The organism is Desulfobotulus pelophilus, assembly GCF_026155325.1.
GTDB lineage: Bacteria > Desulfobacterota > Desulfobacteria > Desulfobacterales > ASO4-4 > Desulfobotulus > Desulfobotulus pelophilus.
In genome coordinates this window covers 190175-212050 of record NZ_JAPFPW010000002.1, presented here as the reverse complement: position 1 = coordinate 212050, position 21876 = coordinate 190175, and the positions used below count along the sequence as shown (strand labels likewise).

At 53.2% G+C, this 21876-nt stretch carries 22 protein-coding genes; 3 read left to right on the top strand and 19 right to left on the bottom strand.

The window, feature by feature from the left end; all coding sequences use genetic code 11:
- Positions 1 to 10 precede the first annotated feature (10 nt).
- From OOT00_RS03075 to gspG, 12 genes are all read right to left on the bottom strand, one after another.
- Positions 11 to 910, bottom strand: a complete 900-nt coding sequence (locus tag OOT00_RS03075) for a hypothetical protein (RefSeq protein WP_265423821.1) — start codon at positions 908 to 910, stop codon at positions 11 to 13.
- Between the two features lie 156 nt (positions 911 to 1066).
- Positions 1067 to 2731, bottom strand: coding sequence for a type II secretion system ATPase GspE (gene gspE / locus OOT00_RS03070; RefSeq protein ID WP_265423820.1), 1665 nt, complete (start codon positions 2729 to 2731; stop codon positions 1067 to 1069).
- Positions 2724 to 4847 carry a type II secretion system secretin GspD gene (gspD, locus tag OOT00_RS03065; RefSeq protein ID WP_265423819.1) on the bottom strand — a complete coding sequence of 708 codons (2124 nt, stop codon included), beginning with the start codon at positions 4845 to 4847 and terminating at the stop codon, positions 2724 to 2726. The genes gspE and gspD overlap by 8 nt, the downstream gene beginning before the upstream one ends.
- A gap of 33 nt (positions 4848 to 4880) precedes the next feature.
- A complete protein-coding gene (gene gspC, locus OOT00_RS03060; RefSeq protein ID WP_265423818.1) occupies positions 4881 to 5714 on the bottom strand; it encodes a type II secretion system protein GspC in 834 nt (277 codons plus the stop codon).
- Between the two features lie 43 nt (positions 5715 to 5757).
- A complete protein-coding gene (gspN, locus tag OOT00_RS03055; protein WP_265423817.1) occupies positions 5758 to 6633 on the bottom strand; it encodes a type II secretion system protein GspN in 876 nt (291 codons plus the stop codon).
- 7 nt (positions 6634 to 6640) lie between these two features.
- Positions 6641 to 7168, bottom strand: a complete 528-nt coding sequence (locus OOT00_RS03050) for a type II secretion system protein GspM (protein ID WP_265423816.1) — start codon at positions 7166 to 7168, stop codon at positions 6641 to 6643.
- 91 nt (positions 7169 to 7259) lie between these two features.
- Positions 7260 to 8654: a PilN domain-containing protein gene (locus tag OOT00_RS03045; protein ID WP_265423815.1), complete on the bottom strand. Its 1395-nt coding sequence runs from the start codon at positions 8652 to 8654 to the stop codon at positions 7260 to 7262.
- Positions 8655 to 8850: 196 nt separating this feature from the next.
- Positions 8851 to 9903, bottom strand: coding sequence for a type II secretion system minor pseudopilin (locus OOT00_RS03040; RefSeq protein ID WP_265423814.1), 1053 nt, complete (start codon positions 9901 to 9903; stop codon positions 8851 to 8853).
- Positions 9903 to 10619 (bottom strand): type II secretion system protein GspJ, encoded by a 717-nt coding sequence (locus tag OOT00_RS03035; protein ID WP_265423813.1) that lies wholly within the window; start codon positions 10617 to 10619, stop codon positions 9903 to 9905. Before OOT00_RS03035 ends, OOT00_RS03040 begins: the two co-directional genes overlap by 1 nt.
- The gene (locus tag OOT00_RS03030; RefSeq protein ID WP_265423812.1) at positions 10616 to 11017 is read right to left on the bottom strand and encodes a type IV pilus modification PilV family protein; all 402 of its coding nucleotides are present in this window, start codon (positions 11015 to 11017) and stop codon (positions 10616 to 10618) included. The genes OOT00_RS03035 and OOT00_RS03030 overlap by 4 nt, the downstream gene beginning before the upstream one ends.
- On the bottom strand, positions 11010 to 11513 hold the full coding sequence (locus tag OOT00_RS03025; protein WP_265423811.1) for a pilus assembly FimT family protein: 504 nt from the start codon (positions 11511 to 11513) through the stop codon (positions 11010 to 11012). Before OOT00_RS03025 ends, OOT00_RS03030 begins: the two co-directional genes overlap by 8 nt.
- The gene (gene gspG, locus OOT00_RS03020) at positions 11503 to 11937 is read right to left on the bottom strand and encodes a type II secretion system major pseudopilin GspG (RefSeq protein WP_265423810.1); all 435 of its coding nucleotides are present in this window, start codon (positions 11935 to 11937) and stop codon (positions 11503 to 11505) included. The genes OOT00_RS03025 and gspG overlap by 11 nt, the downstream gene beginning before the upstream one ends.
- A 268-nt stretch (positions 11938 to 12205) precedes the next feature.
- Here gspG and ndk point away from each other — a divergent pair, with 268 nt between their 5' ends.
- Positions 12206 to 12619, top strand: a complete 414-nt coding sequence (ndk, locus tag OOT00_RS03015) for a nucleoside-diphosphate kinase (protein WP_265423809.1) — start codon at positions 12206 to 12208, stop codon at positions 12617 to 12619.
- Positions 12620 to 12621: 2 nt separating this feature from the next.
- Complete coding sequence (locus OOT00_RS03010) at positions 12622 to 13386, top strand: RNA methyltransferase (protein WP_265423808.1); 765 nt, start codon at positions 12622 to 12624, stop codon at positions 13384 to 13386.
- A gap of 16 nt (positions 13387 to 13402) precedes the next feature.
- Here OOT00_RS03010 and OOT00_RS03005 read toward each other — a convergent pair whose 3' ends face one another.
- The 5 genes from OOT00_RS03005 to OOT00_RS02985 form a co-directional block, all read right to left on the bottom strand.
- On the bottom strand, positions 13403 to 13597 hold the full coding sequence (locus tag OOT00_RS03005) for a hypothetical protein (protein ID WP_265423807.1): 195 nt from the start codon (positions 13595 to 13597) through the stop codon (positions 13403 to 13405).
- Between the two features lie 90 nt (positions 13598 to 13687).
- Positions 13688 to 13996: an FtsB family cell division protein gene (locus OOT00_RS03000; protein WP_265423806.1), complete on the bottom strand. Its 309-nt coding sequence runs from the start codon at positions 13994 to 13996 to the stop codon at positions 13688 to 13690.
- A complete protein-coding gene (gene murJ / locus OOT00_RS02995; protein WP_265423805.1) occupies positions 13993 to 15561 on the bottom strand; it encodes a murein biosynthesis integral membrane protein MurJ in 1569 nt (522 codons plus the stop codon). Before murJ ends, OOT00_RS03000 begins: the two co-directional genes overlap by 4 nt.
- Positions 15562 to 15604: 43 nt before the next feature.
- The gene (locus OOT00_RS02990) at positions 15605 to 17176 is read right to left on the bottom strand and encodes an NAD(P)/FAD-dependent oxidoreductase (RefSeq protein WP_265423947.1); all 1572 of its coding nucleotides are present in this window, start codon (positions 17174 to 17176) and stop codon (positions 15605 to 15607) included.
- A gap of 184 nt (positions 17177 to 17360) precedes the next feature.
- Entirely contained in the window at positions 17361 to 17768 is a 408-nt protein-coding gene (locus OOT00_RS02985) for a DUF2914 domain-containing protein (RefSeq protein ID WP_265423804.1), read from the bottom strand.
- A 289-nt stretch (positions 17769 to 18057) separates the two neighbouring features.
- Here OOT00_RS02985 and rpsT point away from each other — a divergent pair, with 289 nt between their 5' ends.
- Positions 18058 to 18321 carry a 30S ribosomal protein S20 gene (gene rpsT / locus OOT00_RS02980; protein ID WP_265423803.1) on the top strand — a complete coding sequence of 88 codons (264 nt, stop codon included), beginning with the start codon at positions 18058 to 18060 and terminating at the stop codon, positions 18319 to 18321.
- A 94-nt stretch (positions 18322 to 18415) separates the two neighbouring features.
- Here rpsT and lptE read toward each other — a convergent pair whose 3' ends face one another.
- The gene (gene lptE / locus OOT00_RS02975; RefSeq protein ID WP_265423802.1) at positions 18416 to 18814 is read right to left on the bottom strand and encodes an LPS assembly lipoprotein LptE; all 399 of its coding nucleotides are present in this window, start codon (positions 18812 to 18814) and stop codon (positions 18416 to 18418) included.
- A 212-nt stretch (positions 18815 to 19026) separates the two neighbouring features.
- Entirely contained in the window at positions 19027 to 21615 is a 2589-nt protein-coding gene (leuS, locus tag OOT00_RS02970) for a leucine--tRNA ligase (protein ID WP_438266393.1), read from the bottom strand.
- Between the last annotated feature and the right edge of the window lie 261 nt (positions 21616 to 21876).

Below are 21876 nucleotides of genomic sequence, written 5' to 3'. Positions count from 1 at the left end.
AAGGCATCGGTTAAAAAGGAAGGGATATACGGATACTGCCTCCACCAAGGGAAAAAACCTCCTCCTTCCGGTTACCAGCCAGCACCGCTTCTTCATGGGCGGCATCCATATTCCGATTCATCATGCGGGCTTCCTCCATGCCCCCCTTCATGCTGCCACCGTAAAAACCCAGGGTAACAAGGGCCAGAAAGGTACCGAGAACCGGAAGGTCCTGATCAAAAGCTTCCCATGCGGCGGCTCCCATACCAATGGTAAGGCCAAAAGCCATGGTCCCGGCCTGCTTTCTGCCGGTATAAAAATAACCGCCACCGGGAACTACCCCCAGTATACCTGCTAAAACAGGATTTTTTTTTCCATCTTCCGGCTTATCCTGCCAGGCGACCCAGAGATTTTCCGCCTGTCTGCGCTCTTCTTCCGGCAGCAGATCCCACCTTGCCGCCGCACCATGGGGATCTCCCGCCTTCAGATACTGCCCCCCCGCTATCCAGAGCCCCGTAATCCGCTCACCACTGTCTGCCGTGGTTCTCACTACATTTTCCGCCCATAACACGGCTTGGCCGGCTTCTCCCGTTTCCGCATAAAGAGAAGCCAGCAGAAGCCCGGCAAGGGATGCTTCTGCCCCCCCTTCCCGGTGAACCCTGCGCAGAAGATCCGCAGACTCCCCATGGTGGCCTTGCTGTGACAGGCAACGGGCAATGAAGATTGCGGCTGCATCCCTTTTTTCATCTTCCGGGCAGAAAAAAAGAAACCGATCCAGCCCCGAAGCCGCCAGATCCCAGAGGCCTGCCCCGTACCGGCTGATGCCATAGTCAAAAAGGGCCCTTTCTCTGCAGCCGCTTTGTTCCTCGGCATGAACATTGGATAAAACCAGAAAACAGACTCCCCAGAAAAACCAAAAGAATCTCTTCATACAAACCTGTTCTCCCACCCATAAATGCGGGGCAGACTTCGTATCATGATGTAACAGACCACAGGGCCCAGACCTTCTGCCCTACTCAATGAAAATTACCCCCGGACTTCAGACAGTGACAACCAACAATCACAAGCGTTAGAGACAGGTGCCGCTTCATGAAACCCGTAACACTTCTGCTATGGTGGTAAGCCCCTCTCCTATTTTACGAATACCATCCTTACGCAAGGTCACCATCCCTGCCCGTACGGCCGCATTCTGAATGGGGTTGGCATCGGATGTCTTTAAAACAAGCTTTTTCAGGGTGCTGTCCATCTCCATAATTTCATAAATACTCATGCGTCCCCTGTATCCTGTCTGCAGGCAGGCAGTACAGCCCACCGGCTGAAAGACCTCCCTGCTCCTCAGGCACTCGCCTTCTGGCCCGAGAGTATCGATTTCCTCCGGTAAAGGCTGATAGGGAATTTTGCATTCCGGGCAGAGAATCCGTACAAGACGCTGGGCCATGACAGCCTTTACAGCCGAAGCAATCAGGAAGGGCTCTATGCCAATATCCACAAGGCGGGTAATGGCACTGGCCGAATCATTGGTATGGAGGGTGGAAAAAACCAAATGACCGGTCAGGGCAGATTGCACGGCTATTTCTGCTGTTTCCTGATCCCTGATTTCTCCCACAAGAATGACGTCCGGATCCTGGCGGACAATGGAGCGCAGCCCTTTGGCAAAAGTCAGGCCGATTTTAGGACTCACCTGAATCTGACCGATACCGGGGATACGATATTCCACGGGATCCTCAATCGTGACAATATTCAGATCTTCCCGGTTAATCTCCGAAAGTGCCGCATAAAGGGTGGTCGTTTTACCGCTGCCCGTGGGACCGGTTACAAGAATAATCCCATTGGGCTGATGAATCAGCCGTTGAATGGTCTGGTAGGTATCCGCTGCCATACCGAAATCCGACAGGGTCAGCAGGTTGCCCGCTTTGTTGAGAAGACGCAGCACCACCCTTTCACCAAAAGCTGTGGGTACGGTGGAGATACGGACATCCACGGACTGCCCCCCGATTTTCACCTCAAGACGCCCGTCCTGAGGCAGCCGTTTTTCCGCAATATTGAGCTTGGCCATAATTTTAATACGGGAAACAAGTGGTGCCTGCATCCACTTGGCAGGACGCATAAGCTCATAGAGCATGCCATCCATACGATAACGGATCACAAAGCGGTCCTGGTAGGGCTCAATGTGAATATCCGAGGCCTTGGCTTTGACAGCTTGGGCAATAATGTGATTGACAAGCTTGATAATGGGAGCATCGTTGCTGTCATCCAGAAGATCAGCCGCTTCCTCGATCTCGCTGAGAATGGAATCTCCGGACTCCTCTTCCAGGTTCTGGGCCAGCTCTTCCGCAGAGCCTCTGGCCTCGTCATAAGCCTGATTGATGGCCGCAAGAATGCGGGCTCTGGGAGCCAGCACCGGAGACAGAGGCTCCGTTCCCAGCAGAGGACAGAGGTCTCCCGCAGCCTCAAGGGACAAGGGATCATGCATGATAACCCGGCCCTCACCCTCCATGGGAAGAAGCAGATGACGTTTTAAAAAATGAATGGGTACCTTCCGGGCAAAATCCATGGAACCCGGCTCTATTTCCAGCATCAGAGGAATATGAAAGGCCTCGGATACGGCAGCCAGAACACTTCGTTCATCCCCTGCCCGGGCCTTGATAAGCCCCTCCACAAGTCCCTCTTCACCCTCCTTCATGATAGAAAGCACAAGCTCCCGCCGACAACCAAGGGAAAGACCCAGTTTTTCCGCAACTATCTCATGCATCAAAGTCGCTCTCCCCATCCGGCGCAGAAACAGAAGGGTCGGAAGCAGGACGCTCCGACAAAGGAACCCGCTCTGATTCAGGAGTATCGGCAGAAACTTCACCGGACTCATTCTTTTCTTCTGCAGCCGCTTCTCCGCCCGGAGAGTCGGAAGGCATCACCATGGGTCGGGGCAGCTCCTTAGCTTTACGGTTTTCTTCGTACAGGGGAATAGTGGTGGGAGACAGCTCACTGATGGATTCGAGCCTGTCCTGAGTCACCCTGTTGCCATCCTCCACCGTACGGATGATATGGGGCGTAATAAAGACAAAAAGATTGGTTTTCTCCCGTTCCCGCCCCATGCTGCTGAACAGAAGCCGGAGACCCGGAATATCCCCCAGACAGGGTACCTTGTACTCGGACTCGGAAAAGCTGTCATCAATCAGCCCGCCAATGACCACCGTATTACGATCCCGGACCAGCACCGTTGTATCAATGCTCCGCTTTAAGGTTGTGGGCAGCTCATTCAGGGTTCCTGCGGTGGACAGCAGGCGCGTTACCTCCTGAAAAATATCCAGGCGTATCAGACCTTCCTTGCTGATCTGAGGCGTAATTTTCAACTGCACCCCCACATCCTTGTACTCATAATTATTATAGGCATTATCGCCCGTGGCCGATTTGATGAGGTAGGGGATATTCCGGCCCACAGTGATGCTGGCCTCCCGGTTGTCCAGGGTGGTAATCTGAGGAGTAGCGAGAATATGGGAGTTTCTGTCCGACTCATAGGCCTGTATCAGGGCCCCCAGATTGGGAAAGGTAATTTCCTGCCCACCGGATTTCAGCACAAGGGGGGCTGCGGCCACACCTATGGAAAAACCGCTGGGTAACATACCACCCTTTGCCAGCCCTATGCTGTTGCTCCAGGCGGAGTTACCGGCCGTACCGGAAAAGCCCCCTCCAAAGGCAGCGTCGGCCCCCCCTTTGGAAAAGGTATCCCCTACAGCCCACTCCGCACCCAGACCAAAGGTGCTGCTCACGCTGACCTCAACGATCAGGGCTTCAATCAGCACCATGGATCTGGGAATATCGAGTTTCTGAATCACATCTCCCAGCACAGCATGATCGCCCTGATTCGCCATGATCACGAGGCTGTTAGTGGCAGAATCCGCCGTCACGGTCACATCGGCAGATACCACAGGCTGATTGGTTCCCGTGCCACCACCGGCGGTATTCCTGCCCACCATGGCCTGCAGCACAGACGCCAGATCTTCTGCCACGGCATTTTCAAGATAGTACACATGCACACGGCCCCGTCCCTTGGGCAGGGCACTGTCCAGCTGTCTCACAAGGGGTTCCACCCGCTCCACATCCACCTTGCTGGCAAGAATTATCAGGGTATTGGTTCTTTTATCCGCCACAAATTTGACCGCATCTTCGGTTACACTGCTGCCCTCTTCCCTGCGGGTCTGCCGAAAAACGGCCTCAAGGGTACCTACAAGCTCTGCGGCATCAGCATGGGTCAGGGAAATCATCCGGATTTCACGGCCCTTGTCCCGCACGTCAATATAACGGACAATCTCAAGGATTCGGCGTATATTGGATTCTGAATCCGTAACAATCAGCATACGGCTGGAGGCATAGGATAAAAGAACACTGGTCTTGGACACAAGGGGGGCAAACAGACGTCGCAGCTCCTCCGGATCCGCATACTGCAGGGGAATGATCTGGGTAATCATGCGGTCACTCTCCCCTAGCCCTCCCTCGCCAAAGCTTGTCTGCATAGCCTTGGTCCTTGCATCCGGCTGGGTTACAACCTTGTAGACCTCACCGGAAGGAATGGCGGCAAAACCATGGACTTCCAGTACGGATTCAAAAATATCCCAGGCTTCATAAACCGTAACCGCACCCGGTGAAACAATGGTGACTTTCCCCCGGATACGGTTATCAATCACAAAGTTTTTCCCCGTGACCTCACTGATGTACTTGATGAAAACTGAAATCTCCACATCATTGAAGTCGATGTTCACATTTCGGTTCGCCCCCATCGCAGGAAGGGCTGCCAGTGCCAGCAGCAACCCCAGAATACAGGCGGTCAGAAAAGATCGGACTTCGGGAGTTCGTGTCGGGGTCAGCATCATCCGCAGGGTTCTCCATTGACGGCCATGCCGCCTCTAATTTCTAATAGTATAAGAAAGGGTCTGAGGTGTGCCTCCCCGCTCCACCTGAAGGGAAACGGTGGAAGCATTTCTCAGCTGGTCATAAAACGTCAGGGCATCATCCACGGACTGGATCTCCCGGCCATTGACGCCCTTGATCACATCTCCGTTTTCAAGACCCAGCTGCCGGAAAATGGAATCGGAACGCAGACGGTCCACCCTCAGGCCGGCGGGCTGACCATCCTCGAAATTCGGACGGATGCGTATCTGACGCATCAGCGAGTTGATATCCTGAAGGGATTCATCGATCATATCCCGTGAAACCTCATGGGAATCCTGCACTCCCGGGGAGAATCGAATGGACGGATCCACAGAGCGCTGGCCCTCCTCCGCATCCATTTCCAGTACCTCATCCTGCCCCCGCCGGGTCAGCACCACCTTCTGCCTCAGAATCAGTTTGACGGTGGCATCCTGAATGGCGTCTCCCACGCCATAGAGCTCCTGGACCTTTTTACCTGTATCCTCAATCACGGCAAAAGCCTGACCCGCGTCTTCCGAAGCAATGGTTCCCCATAGCCTGAGTCTCAGACTCGTTCGCTGCAAGGCATCCACATCAATGGCAGGCGGCTGTTCTTTTTCCGCCTGCTCCTTAATCAGGGTACCAAAAAGATTCCGTTCATAGATAAGGGCATAGGAAGCTCCATCTACCGGTGCCGCCGCCCGGCCTCTTTTCTCCGCTCCGGTAGCTTCCGGAGACAGAACCGCTGCTGTTTCTGCCGGTTCCAGAAGCTTTTCCGTGATCAGCCCGTATCCCAGAGAGACGGCAGCAAAGGCTCCGATGGGAACCATAATGATATTCCATAATACAAACAGATACCGGGCCATAGTGCCTCTAAAAACGCATACCCGCAAGGCTTACCTGCGGGCGTTCTAGGGTTCCTGCCATACGCAGAGGTATTTCCCGCTGCCCTGCAAAACGGCTGATAACAGGGCCCATACCCCCCATGGCAGTCAACTCCTGAAGAAAAACCGGATCAGGCCGAATTCCGCCTGCCAGACTCATGCGGGCGGAACCCGCGGGAAATCCGGTTATGCTTCCCTTCAGATGAAGATTTCCGAAATTTCCTGTGGCAAGAATACTGGCTACCTCAAGCTGACCATGCTCCACACGACTTTCCAGCTCCAGTGAGGTAAGGCGAAGGGCAGGAGGCTGAAATGCAGGAAATAAAAATGCCATGTTTCCTCCATCAAGGTCCACCCTGCCCCGGATATCCAGCCCGCCACCGTCCGGTTTCCAGACCATGCGGGCCGAACCCTTTCCATGGATGTCAAAGGGAAGAAGCCGGGGCACAAGACTCACAAGTGCAGCCAGGTCCAGGCCCTTCAGGAGAAGCACCCCCTCCGATGTCAGCCAAGAATCACGCGGCATACGCAGGGAAACATCCACCGTTCCCTCCAGCATCTTCCCATGGAAAGAACCTCCCATGTCTCCCAGAAGAAAAGAGGTCAGAAAGGGTCGGAAGCGGATTTTTTCCATGACAAACTCCGGCCCTTCTTTCCTCTGGATGGTACAGGGCCCGGCAACCAGAGTCATGGGAAACCGCAGGGAAACATCATCCAGGTGGACCTCCATTCCCGTTTGCCGCTGTATTTCTCCCTCGGCAAAAAGGCGCAGAGCATCTGCCGGAAACAGCAGATACATGAAAAACAACAGGCAAACCAAAGAATACAAAAACCAGGCGGTGGCCACCATAAGGGGTTTCATCATGTTTTCCTCATCCGGCAAGGGTCTGCGCATGCAGAATAACGGAAAGGGTGGCCGGTTCCCTTGCGCCCTTCCGGCCAATGGACAGGCTGCGCACCTGCACATTCTCAGGAGCTGTCTCCAGCTGCAGAAGAAAACGGGTGACATCCACCATACCCACATCTTCCAACCGTATTTCCACCACAGAAAAGCGCATGCCCGTTATTCGGTCTTCGCTTGTACCCGGTTTCATGGAAGCAATGTTCCTTTTGACCCCGGTCTCTCCGGCAACCCGTTCCAAAAAGCCGAACAAAGTGAAATCCTCCCTCCGGGCGGCCAGAGCTGTAACAGCCGCCTGATCACTGCCCTGCAGATTCCGGTAACGCTCCGCAAGCCCTCTCAGCTCTTCAAGATTTTGGCTTTTCACACTGATGCTGCGGTCCAGTCTCTGCTGCCATGCCCTGACGGGTGAAAAAATAAGCTGATCCACCATAAGGGCGGCAAGGATCAGACCGGCAGCCAGAATAATCATTTTTTCTCTTCGGGAAAGAAAAAGCATGGAGTCCTTTCAGGCCATATACGGCCAGTTGCCTCTCTGGTTCACAAAAGGACCTGGGGGTATGCCGGCTGACTGTGACAGGGCACGGATGTCAACGTATATCAGCCCGCAGATTGAATTGGATACGCCCTTCTTCCTGCTCCGCACTGGCCCGGGTGATGGTAACTCCGGAAAACATGGGCCTGGCATCCAGTCGGTTTTTCAGGCCATCCACATTATTGTAGGTATCCGTTTCACCAGTCAGGGTCAGCTGGTCTCCCGTAATGGCAAGACGCGTAAAACTCATGGGAGCCCCCTCCGGAGCACTGTCCACAATCTCTTTCAAAAGATCCACCATTTTGCGGTCTGTCGTACCGCTTGCGGCAAAGGCGGAAGCTTTCTCCAGTTCCGACAGATGGGTACGCATCTGATGAAGAGGATCCACAATACGGCTTACATCCGGAAGTGTGCGGCTAAAAACCCTGCGGATTTCCATGTCCAGAGCCCTGTCCCGCTGTCGGAGGCGCTGCATGTCCATAAAAAAGTGAGTACCACCAATGACTGCCACCACAAGGGTCAGCAGGACGGACAGGCCGAGACGTTTTCCATGAACAGACAGAAACTGATCCAGACGCCAGCCCCTCTCCCGGAACGGAAGGCCTGTTTTGCCCTGTGCCCCGGCTAAGGCTGCCAGAAAAATGGAGGCTCCGGCAGGATCTTCCCGCAGGCAGCTCCCCCATAGCGGCTCTTCCAGACCAGAGCGGGTGGAGATACCCGCTCCCTCCGCCAGCAGAGACACGGCAGAATCCGAACCCGGCCCCACAACCCAAACAACCTCAGGGATGTGATCCCGGAATCGGAGACAGCCAAGTTCTGTGAAAGCTGCCATGAATGTCTGCAGAAAAACATCACGGCCACGGCTCATTCCACTGATCATGCGCATGGCAAGGGGATGGCCCCCTGCCATAAGGACAAGGCATCCTCGGGTATCCACAAAAAACCACGGTGTTTTTATTCCTTCCTGTGCAGCGACAGCCCTTGCCGCTGCCAGATGGGAAACATCCACCGATTCCACAAAAAAACCCGCATCTCCGAGAAACTGGGCCACGCCTTCCGCACGGCTGTGCTCCAGCGCCAGAGCCAGCACCTCTGTACTGCCTGCGGTTTTACGGGTCTCAACAAAACAGACCTCGCAGCTATCCGGGACCAGCCCCAGACCAGCCCCCATTTCCATGGGAAGAACCTGACGGATTCTGGCCGTACCCCGAAAAGGAGTTACCATATTCCGGGCCATAAAGTCCCAGCCAGGAAGATAAAGATGTACCTTGCCCCTTTCCTCTGCCACGGCTTCCACGGCGGAAAGTACCGCTGCAGCGAGGGGTTCATCGGTCCCGACAGATCGAAACGCTGTTTTACCAATACGGACGTGACGCCCTTTTTCGCGTAAAAAAGAAAGGGACCTTATACCATCTGAGCTAATTTCCACAGCAAGAAAGGCTTGGGACATAAAAAAGGAAACCCCTTCTTATTCACACGACAATTTAATAATCATACATACAATAGCAGACATTCCTGGCCCCGTTTAAACCTGTATACTCCTTCAGATACATCACGGCAACACAGTCTGAAAAAAACAACTGTTCAGCGGCAGCCTGTAAACAACATACCATCACAGCAGACCCGGAAATCTGCCACCTTATAGGCTATTCTTCATGCCACCGCAAGATTCTGCAGAAAAAACGACCGGTTTCATTATCTTTCTCCCGCCTGACAATGACAGTAATCTCCACCGCACTGCCATTCTGAGCGGCACGGGAAATGATGCGGAAAATATCGCTTCGGCGGGTAATAAGATTTTCTGCCAGTGGCACATCCTCACAGCCGGTACAGCGCCGGTACCAGTTGCCTTCCAGTTCGTTTATATAGATCCCCTCACTCTTTTCATCGCGAAAACCCTGAATTTCCGCCGCCATATGCAGGCTGGACATCTCCGTGATCAGGGCCGCAATCACTTCCTGTGGGGCCGTGTTGATGTTGATCCGGCCATCCACCTGTATACGCCGTCCGGAACGGGTTTCTCCGTTCCATACGGTCATAACCCTGCCAAGCCCTTCCGCTCCTCCCACACGATCCCAGAGTTCCGGTGTAATGCCCCGTACCCGCTGCAGTTCGGAAAGATCCGTAAAAGGCCCGTTGCGGGGGGCATAGGGAGGATCCAGTGTGGCATAATAATCGGCTTCCGCACCATCCAGGCCCGTTACCCTGTCGTCATCTTCGGAATCCAGCCAGTCAATCAGGGGATTGATGATGGCCGAAGGCCGGGTGGTTCCCATCAGCGTTTCATCATGAAGAATCAATACCTTCAGAAAACGGTCCCACAGCTGAGCCTGATCTGCGTTCACCTCATTGGGTCGATGGACCAGAGCATTGACCTGAATCTTTCCCAGCTCATCCTCAATGAGCACTTCTGGCAGGGGGTCCAGACCTGCCGAACTCACCGCCGCATAAAGGATTTCCGGATCATTCCAGATATCCTGAAGGGTATCGGTTTCCGTAAGTTCCCTGTCCCGGGCAAGAAGGGCTCTTGCCACCTCCACCCCTCCCATGGCTGCCGCACGGGCCTGCATCCGGTCCCCGGTTTTCTGCGCTGTAACAGCCAGACTGCCCATCTGCCGGTGCAGGGTGGTCACCAGAGCCACCAGCACCAGCATCATGCTCAGTACGGCTATCAGGGCCATCCCCGAATCCTTCTGCATCACAGATCTTCCTGCGCTTTTCGCCAAACGGGAATCAGGACTTCCGTCTCCATGCGCCGTTTATCCGCTCCTGATCCTGATTCCAGCCGGATACGCACGGATCTGGGCGTTCCATAACCATAATCACGGCTTTGGGAATCCCAGCCCCTGTGCCACCTTCCGTCGGAATCCAGAAATTCCAGTTCAAAAACAGTCACATCCTCACAAACAAGAAAACGGAGTTCCGCATCCTCATCCGGATAGGGATGCAGGTGGTCACTCCGGAAAAGGGCAAGGCTTCCGTCGGACCTTTCCCGTATGCTGTAAGCAATCCGGGCAATGCCCCTTAGAGAGGAACCATAAAACGGAAGATGGCTATCAGCCGCCAAACGTACGTAGGGCATCATGATGCTGCCCACCCTCTCTTCTCCCGCTTCAAAATAAAAGGGATCTCCCGTATCATCAAAAAGCTCCGGTATACGGTAGGAAGGGGGGAGGGAAACCCATACAGCCCTGAAATCCTTCGACAGTCTTTCCATGGCCATGCGTCCCTGTTCCAGATTTTTCAGCATGGGCCCCAGGGCCTGATCCGTTCCCGCAATGGCCCTGAAAGAAGCGTAAGAGGCTCCCATGATAATGGAAAGAATCACCATGGCCACAAGAATTTCCATCAGTGTAAACCCCGCCTTTCCGGCCACCGCATCAGACAGGGATCTCCGGAAACCATACGGCTTCATGGCAGATCCCCCCGGAGGGTCCCGATGGAATACACCACTTCTCCGTGCCTTCTCACCTCAACACCCACCCAAAAAAGATGCTGGCTTTCCTCTTCGGCTATCATTCCCGTAACATCACCGGATGCGGGAGTAACAGAAGCTTTCCAGCTGAAATCGGGAAAACCATCAAAATTACCCTGCCGTAAAGGAGGATCCGGAAGAGCTGTTGCCAATCGGCTGACAACCCCGGCTGCCAGCCATGGCGCCACCACCGCTGTTCTGGAACGCTCCAGCAGACGGATGCTCTGACCATGAAGACGCAGGACGGCTGTCAGCACAATGGCCAGAATGCTTAAGGCAATCATAACCTCAAGAAGCGTAAATCCCCACTCCCTCTCTTTTTTCCGGAGTTCAGCCATTATCCCATCCCGCAGGAATCAAAAAACCTTCCCGTATTTCCACCCGACTCTGCAGAGGGTGCAGAATCAGGGTTCTACGCCCCCTGACCCCATCTATCCAGAAAAAAACCGGGTCTGCGTACGCCGCGGGATAAAAAGTAAACTCCATACTTTCGGGCACATTCTTTCCTGCACGGCGCATGGCAGACAGGTGCATATGGGCTGGGAACAACCACTCTCTGTCTGATCCCTCGTCCTCCGTAACCCGGTAAAAGCCCCGCTTATCCGGATGCCGTTGCAGTGTAATGGACCTATTCATCTCCACAGCCTCCACAGCCGTGGCATGGAGCATGGAAATCAAAGCATCCACCGCCCGTCGCTCCCCATCCCCATCCATGGCTGTGCGTATTTTCGGAAAACTGAGCCCCATGATAAGAACAATGAGGACCATCACCACCATAAGTTCCATCAGCGTGAAACCTGCAGCAGAGTCCTGCAACAAGTTCTCAGTCCTCATCCCACGAAGTGATATCCGCATTGGGTCCCTCACCACCGGCTACACCATCCGCACCATAGGAAAAGATATCGTACTCTCCATGAATTCCGGGAGAAAGATAAATATAGGCATTCCCCCATGGATCAAGGGGGATTCTCCGGCTTTCCAGGTATCCTCCCTCCCTCCAGCGAGCCCCCCCACTGTCCGGAGCCCGGACCAGAGATTCGAGCCCCTCCTCCGTTGTAGGATAACGGCCCATATCCAGACGGTAAAGACGCAGGGCCGTCTCAAAGGAGGCAATATCCATTTCCGCCTTTACCCTCCTTGCATCATCGGTTCTGCCCAGAAGTTTAGGCGCAATCCACCCGGCAAGAATACCGAGAATGACTATCACCACCATAACCTCAATCAGGGTAAAGCCTTTTTTTGACAAAATCCCCTTCATCAGACCTCCATACAAAAGTTCGCCTGCTCTAAAAAAGCTTATTCAACACGCACATGTGTACGAAAAAAAAGAACAAAAGGCAACGCTGGCTTGACCCGTCATCCACCCTTTGCTAGAAAAAGAATCAGAAGCTACCGGTTCGGGAATTCCCCGGACCGGTTTTTTCATCCGCTGCCCCGCCGGTCCGGACATTGCCTGACACAATTGATTCATCGCGGAAACAAGCCCTCCTTCCTCAGGATGGCCATTCCGGAAGAAAGGTTCAACTATGGAACAGACCCTTGCTCTCATCAAGCCGGATGCCGTTGCGTCCAATGCTGTGGGTGCCATTATTCAGCGCATGGAACGGGAAGAATTCCGTATCTGCGCCATGCGAATGCTGCACCTTTCCACCCATGAAGCTGCCACCTTCTATCATGCTCATAAAGGAAAAAGCTTTTTTGACAGCCTTGTCAGCTTCATGACTTCCGGGCCTCTGGTAGCCCTTGTGCTGGAACGGGAGAATGCGATTTCTCACTGGAGAAAAATCATGGGAGCCACGGATTACCGAAAAGCCGAAGAAGGTTCCCTGAGAAAAGAATTCGCCACAGCTCTGGAACGCAATGCCGTCCACGGTTCCGATGCAGAAGAAACGGCAAGGGAAGAAATTGCCTTCTTTTTCAGCACAAGGGAGCGAGCCTGACCATGGAAGCCCTGTTACGGGATAAGGTTTCAATTGTACTCTGTCGCCCGAAGTTTCCGGAAAACATCGGATCCGCAGCAAGAGCCATGAAAAATATGGGGTTTTCCCGTCTGGTGGTGGTCACGGAAGAAAAGCCGGATATGGAAAGAATCTATCGCATGGCCACCCATGCGGCAAGGGATGTGGTGGACAGCATTGCCTGGTACGGCAATGTGGCAGAGGCTGTTGCCCAGGCAGGCTATGTAGCCGGTACAACCGCAAGGCTGGGAAGAAACCGTAAACGCAGCCTCCTTTCCCCCCATGAGCTCGCGGATCAGGTCTGCCGCATGGCCGTTCATAATGAAACAGCCATCCTTTTTGGACCAGAAGACAGAGGCCTTGAAAATGATGATCTCCGACTCTGCCATACATTTGTGCATATTCCCACAGCCGATTTCTCATCTCTTAACCTCGCCCAGGCCGTAATGATCATAACCCACACCCTTTTTTCCCATGATGCCGTACCGGCACTGGAAACCACACCAAAACTCGCTTCCCGCAAAGAACTGGAAGCCCTTTATGCCCACATGCAGGAAGTTCTGATACGCATTGATTTTATGCGGGAAGATAACCCGGAATACTGGCTGGACAATTTCCGGCACCTGATTTCACGTCTGCCCATGAGGGCAAGGGAAGTCAGGATGCTACGGGGCATCTGCCGCCAGATCCTCTGGTATGGTCAGCACTGCTACGAAAATGGCCAGAAGAATAAGAACCCGTCAATCTGACAGCACCGCCGGGCCATCACGGAAGACCTTGCCGAACACCTTTCAACCAGACCCCACGCAGTCTTCGTATCTGCTGCGAAGACTGCCGCTCCAGAAGGCAGGCCAGCCATATCTCAAGATTCTCAACCACCCTGTCTTCAGGAGATGGCAAGGGTGGCAGACCCTGCATACAACGCAGCCTGTCGAGAGAACTTATTTTTTTTTCACCCATCCCTATTTCCCTTTACAATAAAAATTTGCATACTGATTCTGCCCCTGCAAGGGCGCATTGATTCATCCGCAACCTTCCTATCGCCTCCATTTAAGGGAAAAAGCTGCTGTCATCTTCCCATCCACGGGTTTCCCTGAACATATACACCTTCGCATGCTCCGGAACCATACCCAGCTGCCTACGGGCCACGGCTTCTATATATACCCAGTCCTCCTGCAACCGCCAAACCCGGCGATTCAGCTCAGCATTGCGTACCGCAAGGCTTTTTTTTTCATCCAGCAGCATCTGATGCTGCTGCCTCAGGGCATTGTAATCAACAAAACCGTCCGTTCCCAGGAGGGTTCGGGCACCAAAAGCAGCCACAGCAACCCAGAGGGCATACAGCAATAGGGTTTTCACTTTTTCCGCCTCCGGATCCAGCGCAGAGCCATAGCCAGCTCTGGACTTTTCATCATTACAGACAAAGCGGTATAGATGCCCATTCCCACAGCCATCCCCACCAGCACCCGCACCCCCATTGCCGCACTCCCTTCCCCCATATTCGCTGCCACCACCCGGTCTGCAAGATATACCATAACGCCCATTATTCCTGAATTCAAAAGGGAGAGGCCGGCACTGGCAAGGGTTTTCAGGGAAAAAAGGCCCGGTACCTTTCGGGAAAGTACCCATGACAGAAGTCCGAAATTCACCATAGACCCCAGGCTGGTGGCAAGGGCCAGCCCTCCATAAGACATGGGATGCATGAGCAGCAGGGAAAAAAGAACCGCAGCACCCAAAGAAAGGGCACCCATGATCACCGGAGTACGGGTATCCTGCATGGCATAAAATACGGAAATCACAATACGTACACAGGCAAAAGCCCACAGCCCCACACTATAATAAACCAGAGCCGTTGCCGTTCCTGCAACGCTTGCGGCATCAAAGGCCCCCCTCTGAAACAAAAGAGCCACGAGAGGATGGGCAAGCACCACAAGCCCCACCATGGCAGGCAGATTGATAAAAAGCATCCACCGCAATGCTTCACCAAAGGTATCTTCCAGATCCTCCATCCGACCCGAAGCCGCCTGCCTTGAAAGGGTCGGCAGCACGGCTGTAGCAGCTGAAATGCCAAAGATAGCCAGAGGGAACTGCACCAGCCGGTCAGCATAGTACAGATAGGAGACACTGCCGGACTCCAGAAATGACGCAAGGAGTGTTCCAATTACAATACTTACCTGATATACCGCTGCACCAAAAACCGTGGGCAGCATGAGCTTCCCCACCCGCCGGACACCGGGATGCATCCAGGGGGCCGGGGCCCGGAACCGGAACCCTCGGCGCCAGAGAACGGGCAACTGCATGGCAAGCTGCAACACCCCTCCGCCCAGAACACCAATGGCCAGTGCCGTTACAGCAGGATCCAAACGGCTGGCCAGAATCCATACACTGGCAATCATGGCAACATTGAGTACCACCGGTGAAAGGGCCGGAACAGCAAAATGCCCAAGGCTGTTCAACATGCCCATGGTCAGAGCCACCAGACAGATAAAAAACACATAGGGAAAGGTGATACGGGTCAACAAAACCGTGAGCCCCATTTTTTCCGGCGTATCCGCAAAGCCCGGAGCAATCACCTGAACAAGGAAGGGAGCCGCCAGTACTCCCATCACCGTAATAAACAAAAGAATCAGGGCAAGAATCCTGAAAGCGGATCTTGCAAACTTATAGGCCTCTGCCCGCCCTTCCTTTTCCATAATGGCATTGAATACGGGCACAAAGGCCATGGAAAGAGAGCCTTCTGCCAGAAGACGCCGCATGAGATTGGGAATCCGGAAAGCTACAAAAAAAGCATCCGCTGCCATGGAAGCCCCAAAAAAAGCAGCGATCACCGCATCCCTTACAAAACCGAGAACACGGCTGAGCAGAGTTGCCGCTCCCACAATTCCCACGGCACGGGCCACCTGCCGCTTTTCCGATTCTGCCATCAGTTTTCTTATCCCGCAATCAATGGGTTACTGTTTTCCGCTATCAGACAAAGTGCGCGGCAATGCGTCTTTCCACAGCTTTTATGGCATCAATGGCAGAACTGGTAATGCCGCCCGTATAACCGGCCCCTTCGCCTATGGGAAACAAGCCTTTCACGTTCAGGGACTCATACTCTTCGTTGCGAAGAATCCGAACCGGTGAGGATGTCCGCGTTTCCGCAGCCATAAGCAAGGCTTCCTCAGACACAAAAAGGGGTACCTCCCTGCGCCACTTCTGAAAAGCGGCATGCAGGCAGTCTAGGATAAAATCCGGAAAAATATCATGCATATCTGCGGCTTGAATGCCCATTTTATAGGATGTTTCCGGAAAAAAACAGCCCCTTTTTTCCCCTAAAAAAGTCATAAGGTTCTGGGCCGGAGCCCGCCATGCCCCACCGCCTGCTTTCAATGCCTTTGCTTCAATACCTTCCTGAAACCGGAATCCTGCAAGACAATCCTTTCCGGGATAATCTTCCACATGGCAGGTGACCACCAAGGCCGCGTTGGAAAAAACAGAAGACCTTGCAGCATAACTCATGCCGTTCAGCACCAGGCCACCGGGATGGGAAGAGGCATTCACCACTTCACCTCCCGGGCACATACAGAAGGTATACACCCCCCTTTTGATGGCGCGGTCGGTATGGTTTAGAGAATAGGTGGCAGCACCCAGATTTTTATGCCGGTAATACTTGCTGCCGTAGCGCATCAGATTCACTGTATCCGCAGGGTGTTCAATCCTCACACCAACGCGTACAGGCCGTGGTTCCATGGCAACACCTTTTTCATGCAGGAGGAAAAAGGTGTCCCTTGCCGAATGTCCCATGGCCAGATAAACCATATCGGCTTCCAGGGTTTCGCCCTTGCTGGTGCAGACCCCCTGCACTCTGCCTCCGGAGATAACCATATCCGTCATTTTTGAACTGTAATGGATTTCCCCCCCCTTTTGCAGAATATGATTTCTGATATTCCTTACAATACGACACAAAACATCCGTACCCAGATGAGGCTTACCCATATAGGCAATCTCAGGAGGTGCACCAAAACGAATAAACGTATCCAGCACCCTTCCCGCATACCCGGAATTACGGTTCCTGCGGGAAAAGAGTTTCCCGTCGGAATAGGAACCCGCACCGCCTTCCCCAAACTGGATATTGGACTCCGGGTTCAATCGGCGCTCACGGATAAATCGCTCCACATCCAGCGTGCGCTCTTCTATGGTTTTACCGCGCTCAACAATAACTGGTTTCAGTCCATGCTCCAGAAGCTCCAGAGCAGCAAACATTCCAGCCGGTCCAAAGCCAACCACAATGGGTTTCCGGTCTGCATCCACCTTTTTTCTATCCGGGACAGGCGGCTCCACATAAACGGGAAAGCACCCTTTGCATACCGCATCATCGCTTGTTTCTGCCACCATGGTCAGGGTGTAATAAAACTGCTCAGGGTCCCGCATATCAAGAATCCTGCTGAGCATCCTGACAATCCGGACATTATCACAGCACCCGAGCCGATGACGTACTGCCTCAAGGCAGGCCTCAGGACCATATTCTTCTACCGGAATTTTCACATTACTGATCACAAGCTGCAAAGGTCCGTCCTTCTCCGGCACTATCGTCCTTCCTAGGCCTGTCCATCATAAAAAGCAGATTTTTACCCGATAAAACCCTGTCGCTTCAAAGAATACCCGGCCATGCCCTGTTTTACCCAGCACACAAAACACGCAGCGGTCCTCCTTTTCCATTCGGACACCGGCAAATCAGGCCCTACTCCACCCGGAATCCTGCCGCACTGACAAGACTACCCGTACCATCACGGATCTCAACCTGCCAGCTACCATTAAAACCACGGATAGTCTTTTCCGCCCGCGTTCTCCACCGGGGCCCGGCAGAAAGGGGCAGTTCGGTCAGATGAACCTCTTCACCCTCATGGATCCAGATAACGGTCAGAGTTGTATCCTTTACAATATCAAGCGCTTCAATAAAACAATAAACCTTAGGGGTTCCCGCAGCAAACACAACCGCCGCTCCTACGGGTTCCCTGTTTTCTATACCCTTGGCAAACACAACACGGTGAATTGCAAAATCAGGTTCCCGTCCCTGTGCAGGAACGGACAAAACAGAGAGAAAAAATACCAAAATGGCTACAGTACCGATGCAGATACACTTTTTCACAAAAAACTCCTTTCGTATGAAAAAACTCCCCCACCAGGCCTTGTCCCGAACGGGTACACGGTGGGTGCAGAGTCCTTATAATCCATATGGAATCAAAATACACCTTTTCGCTTCACCGCCCCGGAAAACCACAGCTTCGTTTTGATCAGACGCGGTCAGGGCAAAAAACGTAGCTGAAAAAAGATTGACATAGGGGCTTAAAAGGTCTAGTTTTTATTTTTTAGGAAATATAAACCTGCTGGTTTTGATCACCTTGAAAATTATTTACAATGCAAGAAGGAGTATCACTTTGGCAAACCATAAATCCGCCAAAAAACGGGCCAGACAGAATGAAGTCCGCAGAGTGCGTAATCGTGGCATTAAAAGTCAGGTAAAGACCGCTATCACTCATCTTCGCGGTCTCATTGAAAAAGATCCGGCAGCTGCAGGCGAAGCTCTGCAGAAAACTACCGCTGCCATTGACAAGGCCGCCAAAAAAGGCGTGATCCACCGGAATACCGCCAGCCGCAAGGTTTCCCGTCTCGCCCAGCTGATCAACAAGGCAAGCGCCTGACAAACAGCTTTTTTTCCCATCCGTAATCATAAGGATACCTATCTTAAGACAGGTATCCTTTTTTTATGTATATTCCTTCATGCATAATGGAAACCTAGAAGTCATCCCCCATGCGGGCCACTACCTGCTCCGCCATGCGAAGAGATGCCGTTTCCAGGGCATTCCTCCTGTTGCTTTCCGTTGCCGCCTTATTCCCTCCCACAGAATAAACCTCATCCTCCCGCATTTCCCGCTGCCAGAGCACGCGACCATCCTTTGCCCTCAGCACAAAAAAGCCCGTAAGGGTCACACGCCTTTCAATATCCGTATCTCCGGCCGTACGGGATAAAGCAGTCTGGGATACGGAACGGATCTCTCCCTCCAGAAAGGCATCCGCCCCATCCGCATTGTCGGCAGCAGCCCCCTGAGGACTACGGACCATCACATAAACCAGATCATCGGTCATGCGTGTGGCCAGACCAGCCTCACCTACACGGTCGGTTACAAGGGCCACATAAATATGCTGGACCCCCCCCGGCAAAACTCCCGAACCGGAAAACCCGTAACCACACCCCCCCAGCAAACAAAAAAGGAACAAAAAAGCAGGTAGATATTGCCGGAAAATTATCTTGTTCATTGTTGACCACCTGTCAAAGAAACCCATAAAAAGCTGTCCGGTCTTGCTCACCGGACAGCCGAACCCGAAAAAAAATCCCAGGCTAACGATCAGGCCACAACAATATTGACAAGTTTTCCCCTTACCACAATGACTTTTTTCACCTCTTTGCCTTCCATAAAGCGAAGGGCACCTTCGCATGCCAGAGCCGCCGACTGGATAGCTGCCTCATCCGCATCCGCAGCAAGGGTCACACGGTCCCTCAGCTTGCCGTTCACCTGTACCACAACCAGCATCCTGTCTTCCTGAAGAGCATCTTCCCGCCATAAAGGCCATGCTTTTTCTGCAAGATACCCTTCGCCCCCCAAGGCAGACCAGATTTCTTCGCTAAGGTGGGGAACTACAGGCGCCAGCATCATACATACGGATTCCAGAAGATGGCGAACCACCCCCGGATGTCCCATCTCTTCACCCTTCTCACCGCAGGCAAACACGGCATTCACCAGCTCCATAACAGCACTGATGGCCGTATTAAAATGAAAGCGGTCCACATCCTCCGCCACTTTTTTTATGGTCTGGTGGGTTTTCCGAAAAAGATCCCGGTCTCCCTCACTCAAAGCCGCCAGATCTCCATCATAGGCAATCGCGTCCCGGGCCACCGACTGATACCGCAACACCAGACGCCATACCCTGTTCACAAAACGGAAAGCACCTTCCACACCGGTGTCACTCCACTCCAGATCTCTTTCCGGAGGCGCGGCAAAAAGACAAAACAGCCTTGTGGTGTCAGCCCCGTATCGATTCAGCAGCACAGTGGGATCCACCACGTTCCGTTTGGACTTGCTCATTTTTTCCACACGGCCAATGGTAACAGGGTTGCCGCACCGGGTACACACCGGTGTACTTCCTGAAAAATCAACCTCTTCCGGGTAGAGAAAGCCATGTTCTTCGCAGGTTGTCGTTTCTTTACACACCATTCCCTGGGTCAGCAGCCTGGTGAAGGGCTCCTTGAAATCCACAAGCCCATCTGCTTCCAGAACGCGGGTAAAATAGCGGGAGTATAGTAGATGCATCACAGCATGTTCCACACCACCTATATACTGATCCACGGGCATCCAGTATGCCACCGCATCTTTGTTAAAAATGGCCCTTTCTTCCCCCGGACTGCAGTAACGCAGAAAATACCAGCTGGACTCCACAAAAGTATCCATGGTGTCCGTATCCCGCCGGGCTTTACGGCCACACTTCGGACAGGCCACTTCGTAGAAAGAGGCAAGCCTGGCCAGAGGAGAACCGCCATTTTCAAGAAGCCTGGCCTCCTCCGGAAGGCGGACAGGCAAGTCCTTTTCAGGCACTGGCACGATGCCGCAGTCATCACAGTGAATCATGGGAATGGGAGTACCCCAGTACCGCTGCCTTGAAATACCCCAGTCCCGCAGACGAAAGCGTTCTGCCTTTTCCCCAAGCCCCCTGGCTTCCAGCCATTCGGCAATGGCAGACTGGGCCACTTCATTTCCCATACCCGTAAATTCCCCGGAATTCACCAGAAGACCCGGGCCTGTCCAGGCCTCTGAAAAACCATCCTCCGCTGGCACACGGCCTTCCGGCTGCACCACCACAGGGCGGGGCAGGTCATACCGGATGGCAAAATCAAAATCCCTCTGATCATGGGCTGGAACACCCATCACAGCACCGGTACCATACTCCATGAGAACAAAGTTTCCCGCATAGATGGGAACCCGGGCTCCATTGACGGGATTCAGGGCATAGCCCCCCGTAAAGACACCCTCCTTTTCCGCCGTTTCTATGGCCTTGGCCGTACGCTCCTGACGAGCCATTTTTACCAGAAAAGCGGCCACATCAGCTTCCTGATCCGTACCAGCTGCCAGCTCAGTTACCAGTGGATGCTCCGGAGCCAGACAGACAAAACTGGCACCATAAAGGGTATCCGGCCTTGTGGTAAAGACATCAATGGCCCCATCCCTGCCCTCTATGCCAAAGCAGATACGGGCTCCTGTCGATTTCCCGATCCAGTTTTTCTGCATGGTAGTAACTTTTTCCGGCCAGCCCGGAAGCCTGTCGCAATGATCCAGGAGATCCTGAGCAAAATCCGTAATACGAAAATACCACTGCCACAGCTTTTTCTGGCGAACTTCCTTACCGCAACGCCAGCAGGCCCCATCCTCCACCTGCTCATTGGCAAGAACCGTCTGGCAGGGATCACAGAAATTGACAAAAGATTCTTTACGATACACCATACCTTTTTCAAACATACGGATAAAAAGCCACTGTTCCCACCGGTAATATTCCGGGGTACAGGTGGCTATCTCCCTGTCCCAGTCATAACTGAACCCCAGACGCTTCAACTGCTTCCGCATGGAAGCTATATTTTCATAGGTCCAGGCAGCCGGATGGGTCCGGTTCTGAATGGCAGCGTTTTCCGCAGGCATACCAAAGGCATCCCAGCCCATGGGATGCAGCACATTGAATCCCCGCATGCGCTTATACCGGGCCACCACATCTCCGATGGTATAATTACGCACATGACCCATATGGATTTTGCCAGAAGGATAAGGAAACATTTCAAGAAGATAGTATTTGGGTTTCTGAAGGTCCTCATGGACTCTGAACACCCCGTCAGCATCCCACTTCTGCTGCCACTTATTTTCAATATCCATGGGATTGTAACTTTCTGACAACATCGGCTGCTTCCTCCCCTTCTCTATGGTGGGCGGCTTTGCCGCCGGGAAAATCAGACTTCCTGCCCTTTTCCGGTTATTATACCAAAAATCCCCATATCAAACCGGGGATGGCCCTTTCATAGCAGAAATCAACGCCACACAACAGCTGCCTTGAATGCCACAAAGAAACAAAAATGGCAAGAAATCCACCGAAAAACCTATGCCGGGCAAACGCTGTGACACAAAAAAACATTGACGCAAACATGACAATTGCATACA

Coding starts and splice junctions, on each gene's coding strand:
- OOT00_RS03075 (WP_265423821.1), bottom strand. CDS start 910: ATGAAGAGATTCTTTTGGTTTTTCTGGGGAGTCTGTTTTCTGGTTTTA.
- gspE (WP_265423820.1), bottom strand. CDS start 2,731: ATGCATGAGATAGTTGCGGAAAAACTGGGTCTTTCCCTTGGTTGTCGG.
- gspD (WP_265423819.1), bottom strand. CDS start 4,847: ATGATGCTGACCCCGACACGAACTCCCGAAGTCCGATCTTTTCTGACC.
- gspC (WP_265423818.1), bottom strand. CDS start 5,714: ATGGTTCCCATCGGAGCCTTTGCTGCCGTCTCTCTGGGATACGGGCTG.
- gspN (WP_265423817.1), bottom strand. CDS start 6,633: ATGATGAAACCCCTTATGGTGGCCACCGCCTGGTTTTTGTATTCTTTG.
- OOT00_RS03050 (WP_265423816.1), bottom strand. CDS start 7,168: ATGCTTTTTCTTTCCCGAAGAGAAAAAATGATTATTCTGGCTGCCGGT.
- OOT00_RS03045 (WP_265423815.1), bottom strand. CDS start 8,654: ATGTCCCAAGCCTTTCTTGCTGTGGAAATTAGCTCAGATGGTATAAGG.
- OOT00_RS03040 (WP_265423814.1), bottom strand. CDS start 9,903: ATGCAGAAGGATTCGGGGATGGCCCTGATAGCCGTACTGAGCATGATG.
- OOT00_RS03035 (WP_265423813.1), bottom strand. CDS start 10,619: ATGAAGCCGTATGGTTTCCGGAGATCCCTGTCTGATGCGGTGGCCGGA.
- OOT00_RS03030 (WP_265423812.1), bottom strand. CDS start 11,017: ATGGCTGAACTCCGGAAAAAAGAGAGGGAGTGGGGATTTACGCTTCTT.
- OOT00_RS03025 (WP_265423811.1), bottom strand. CDS start 11,513: ATGAGGACTGAGAACTTGTTGCAGGACTCTGCTGCAGGTTTCACGCTG.
- gspG (WP_265423810.1), bottom strand. CDS start 11,937: ATGAAGGGGATTTTGTCAAAAAAAGGCTTTACCCTGATTGAGGTTATG.
- ndk (WP_265423809.1), top strand. CDS start 12,206: ATGGAACAGACCCTTGCTCTCATCAAGCCGGATGCCGTTGCGTCCAAT.
- OOT00_RS03010 (WP_265423808.1), top strand. CDS start 12,622: ATGGAAGCCCTGTTACGGGATAAGGTTTCAATTGTACTCTGTCGCCCG.
- OOT00_RS03005 (WP_265423807.1), bottom strand. CDS start 13,597: ATGGGTGAAAAAAAAATAAGTTCTCTCGACAGGCTGCGTTGTATGCAG.
- murJ (WP_265423805.1), bottom strand. CDS start 15,561: ATGGCAGAATCGGAAAAGCGGCAGGTGGCCCGTGCCGTGGGAATTGTG.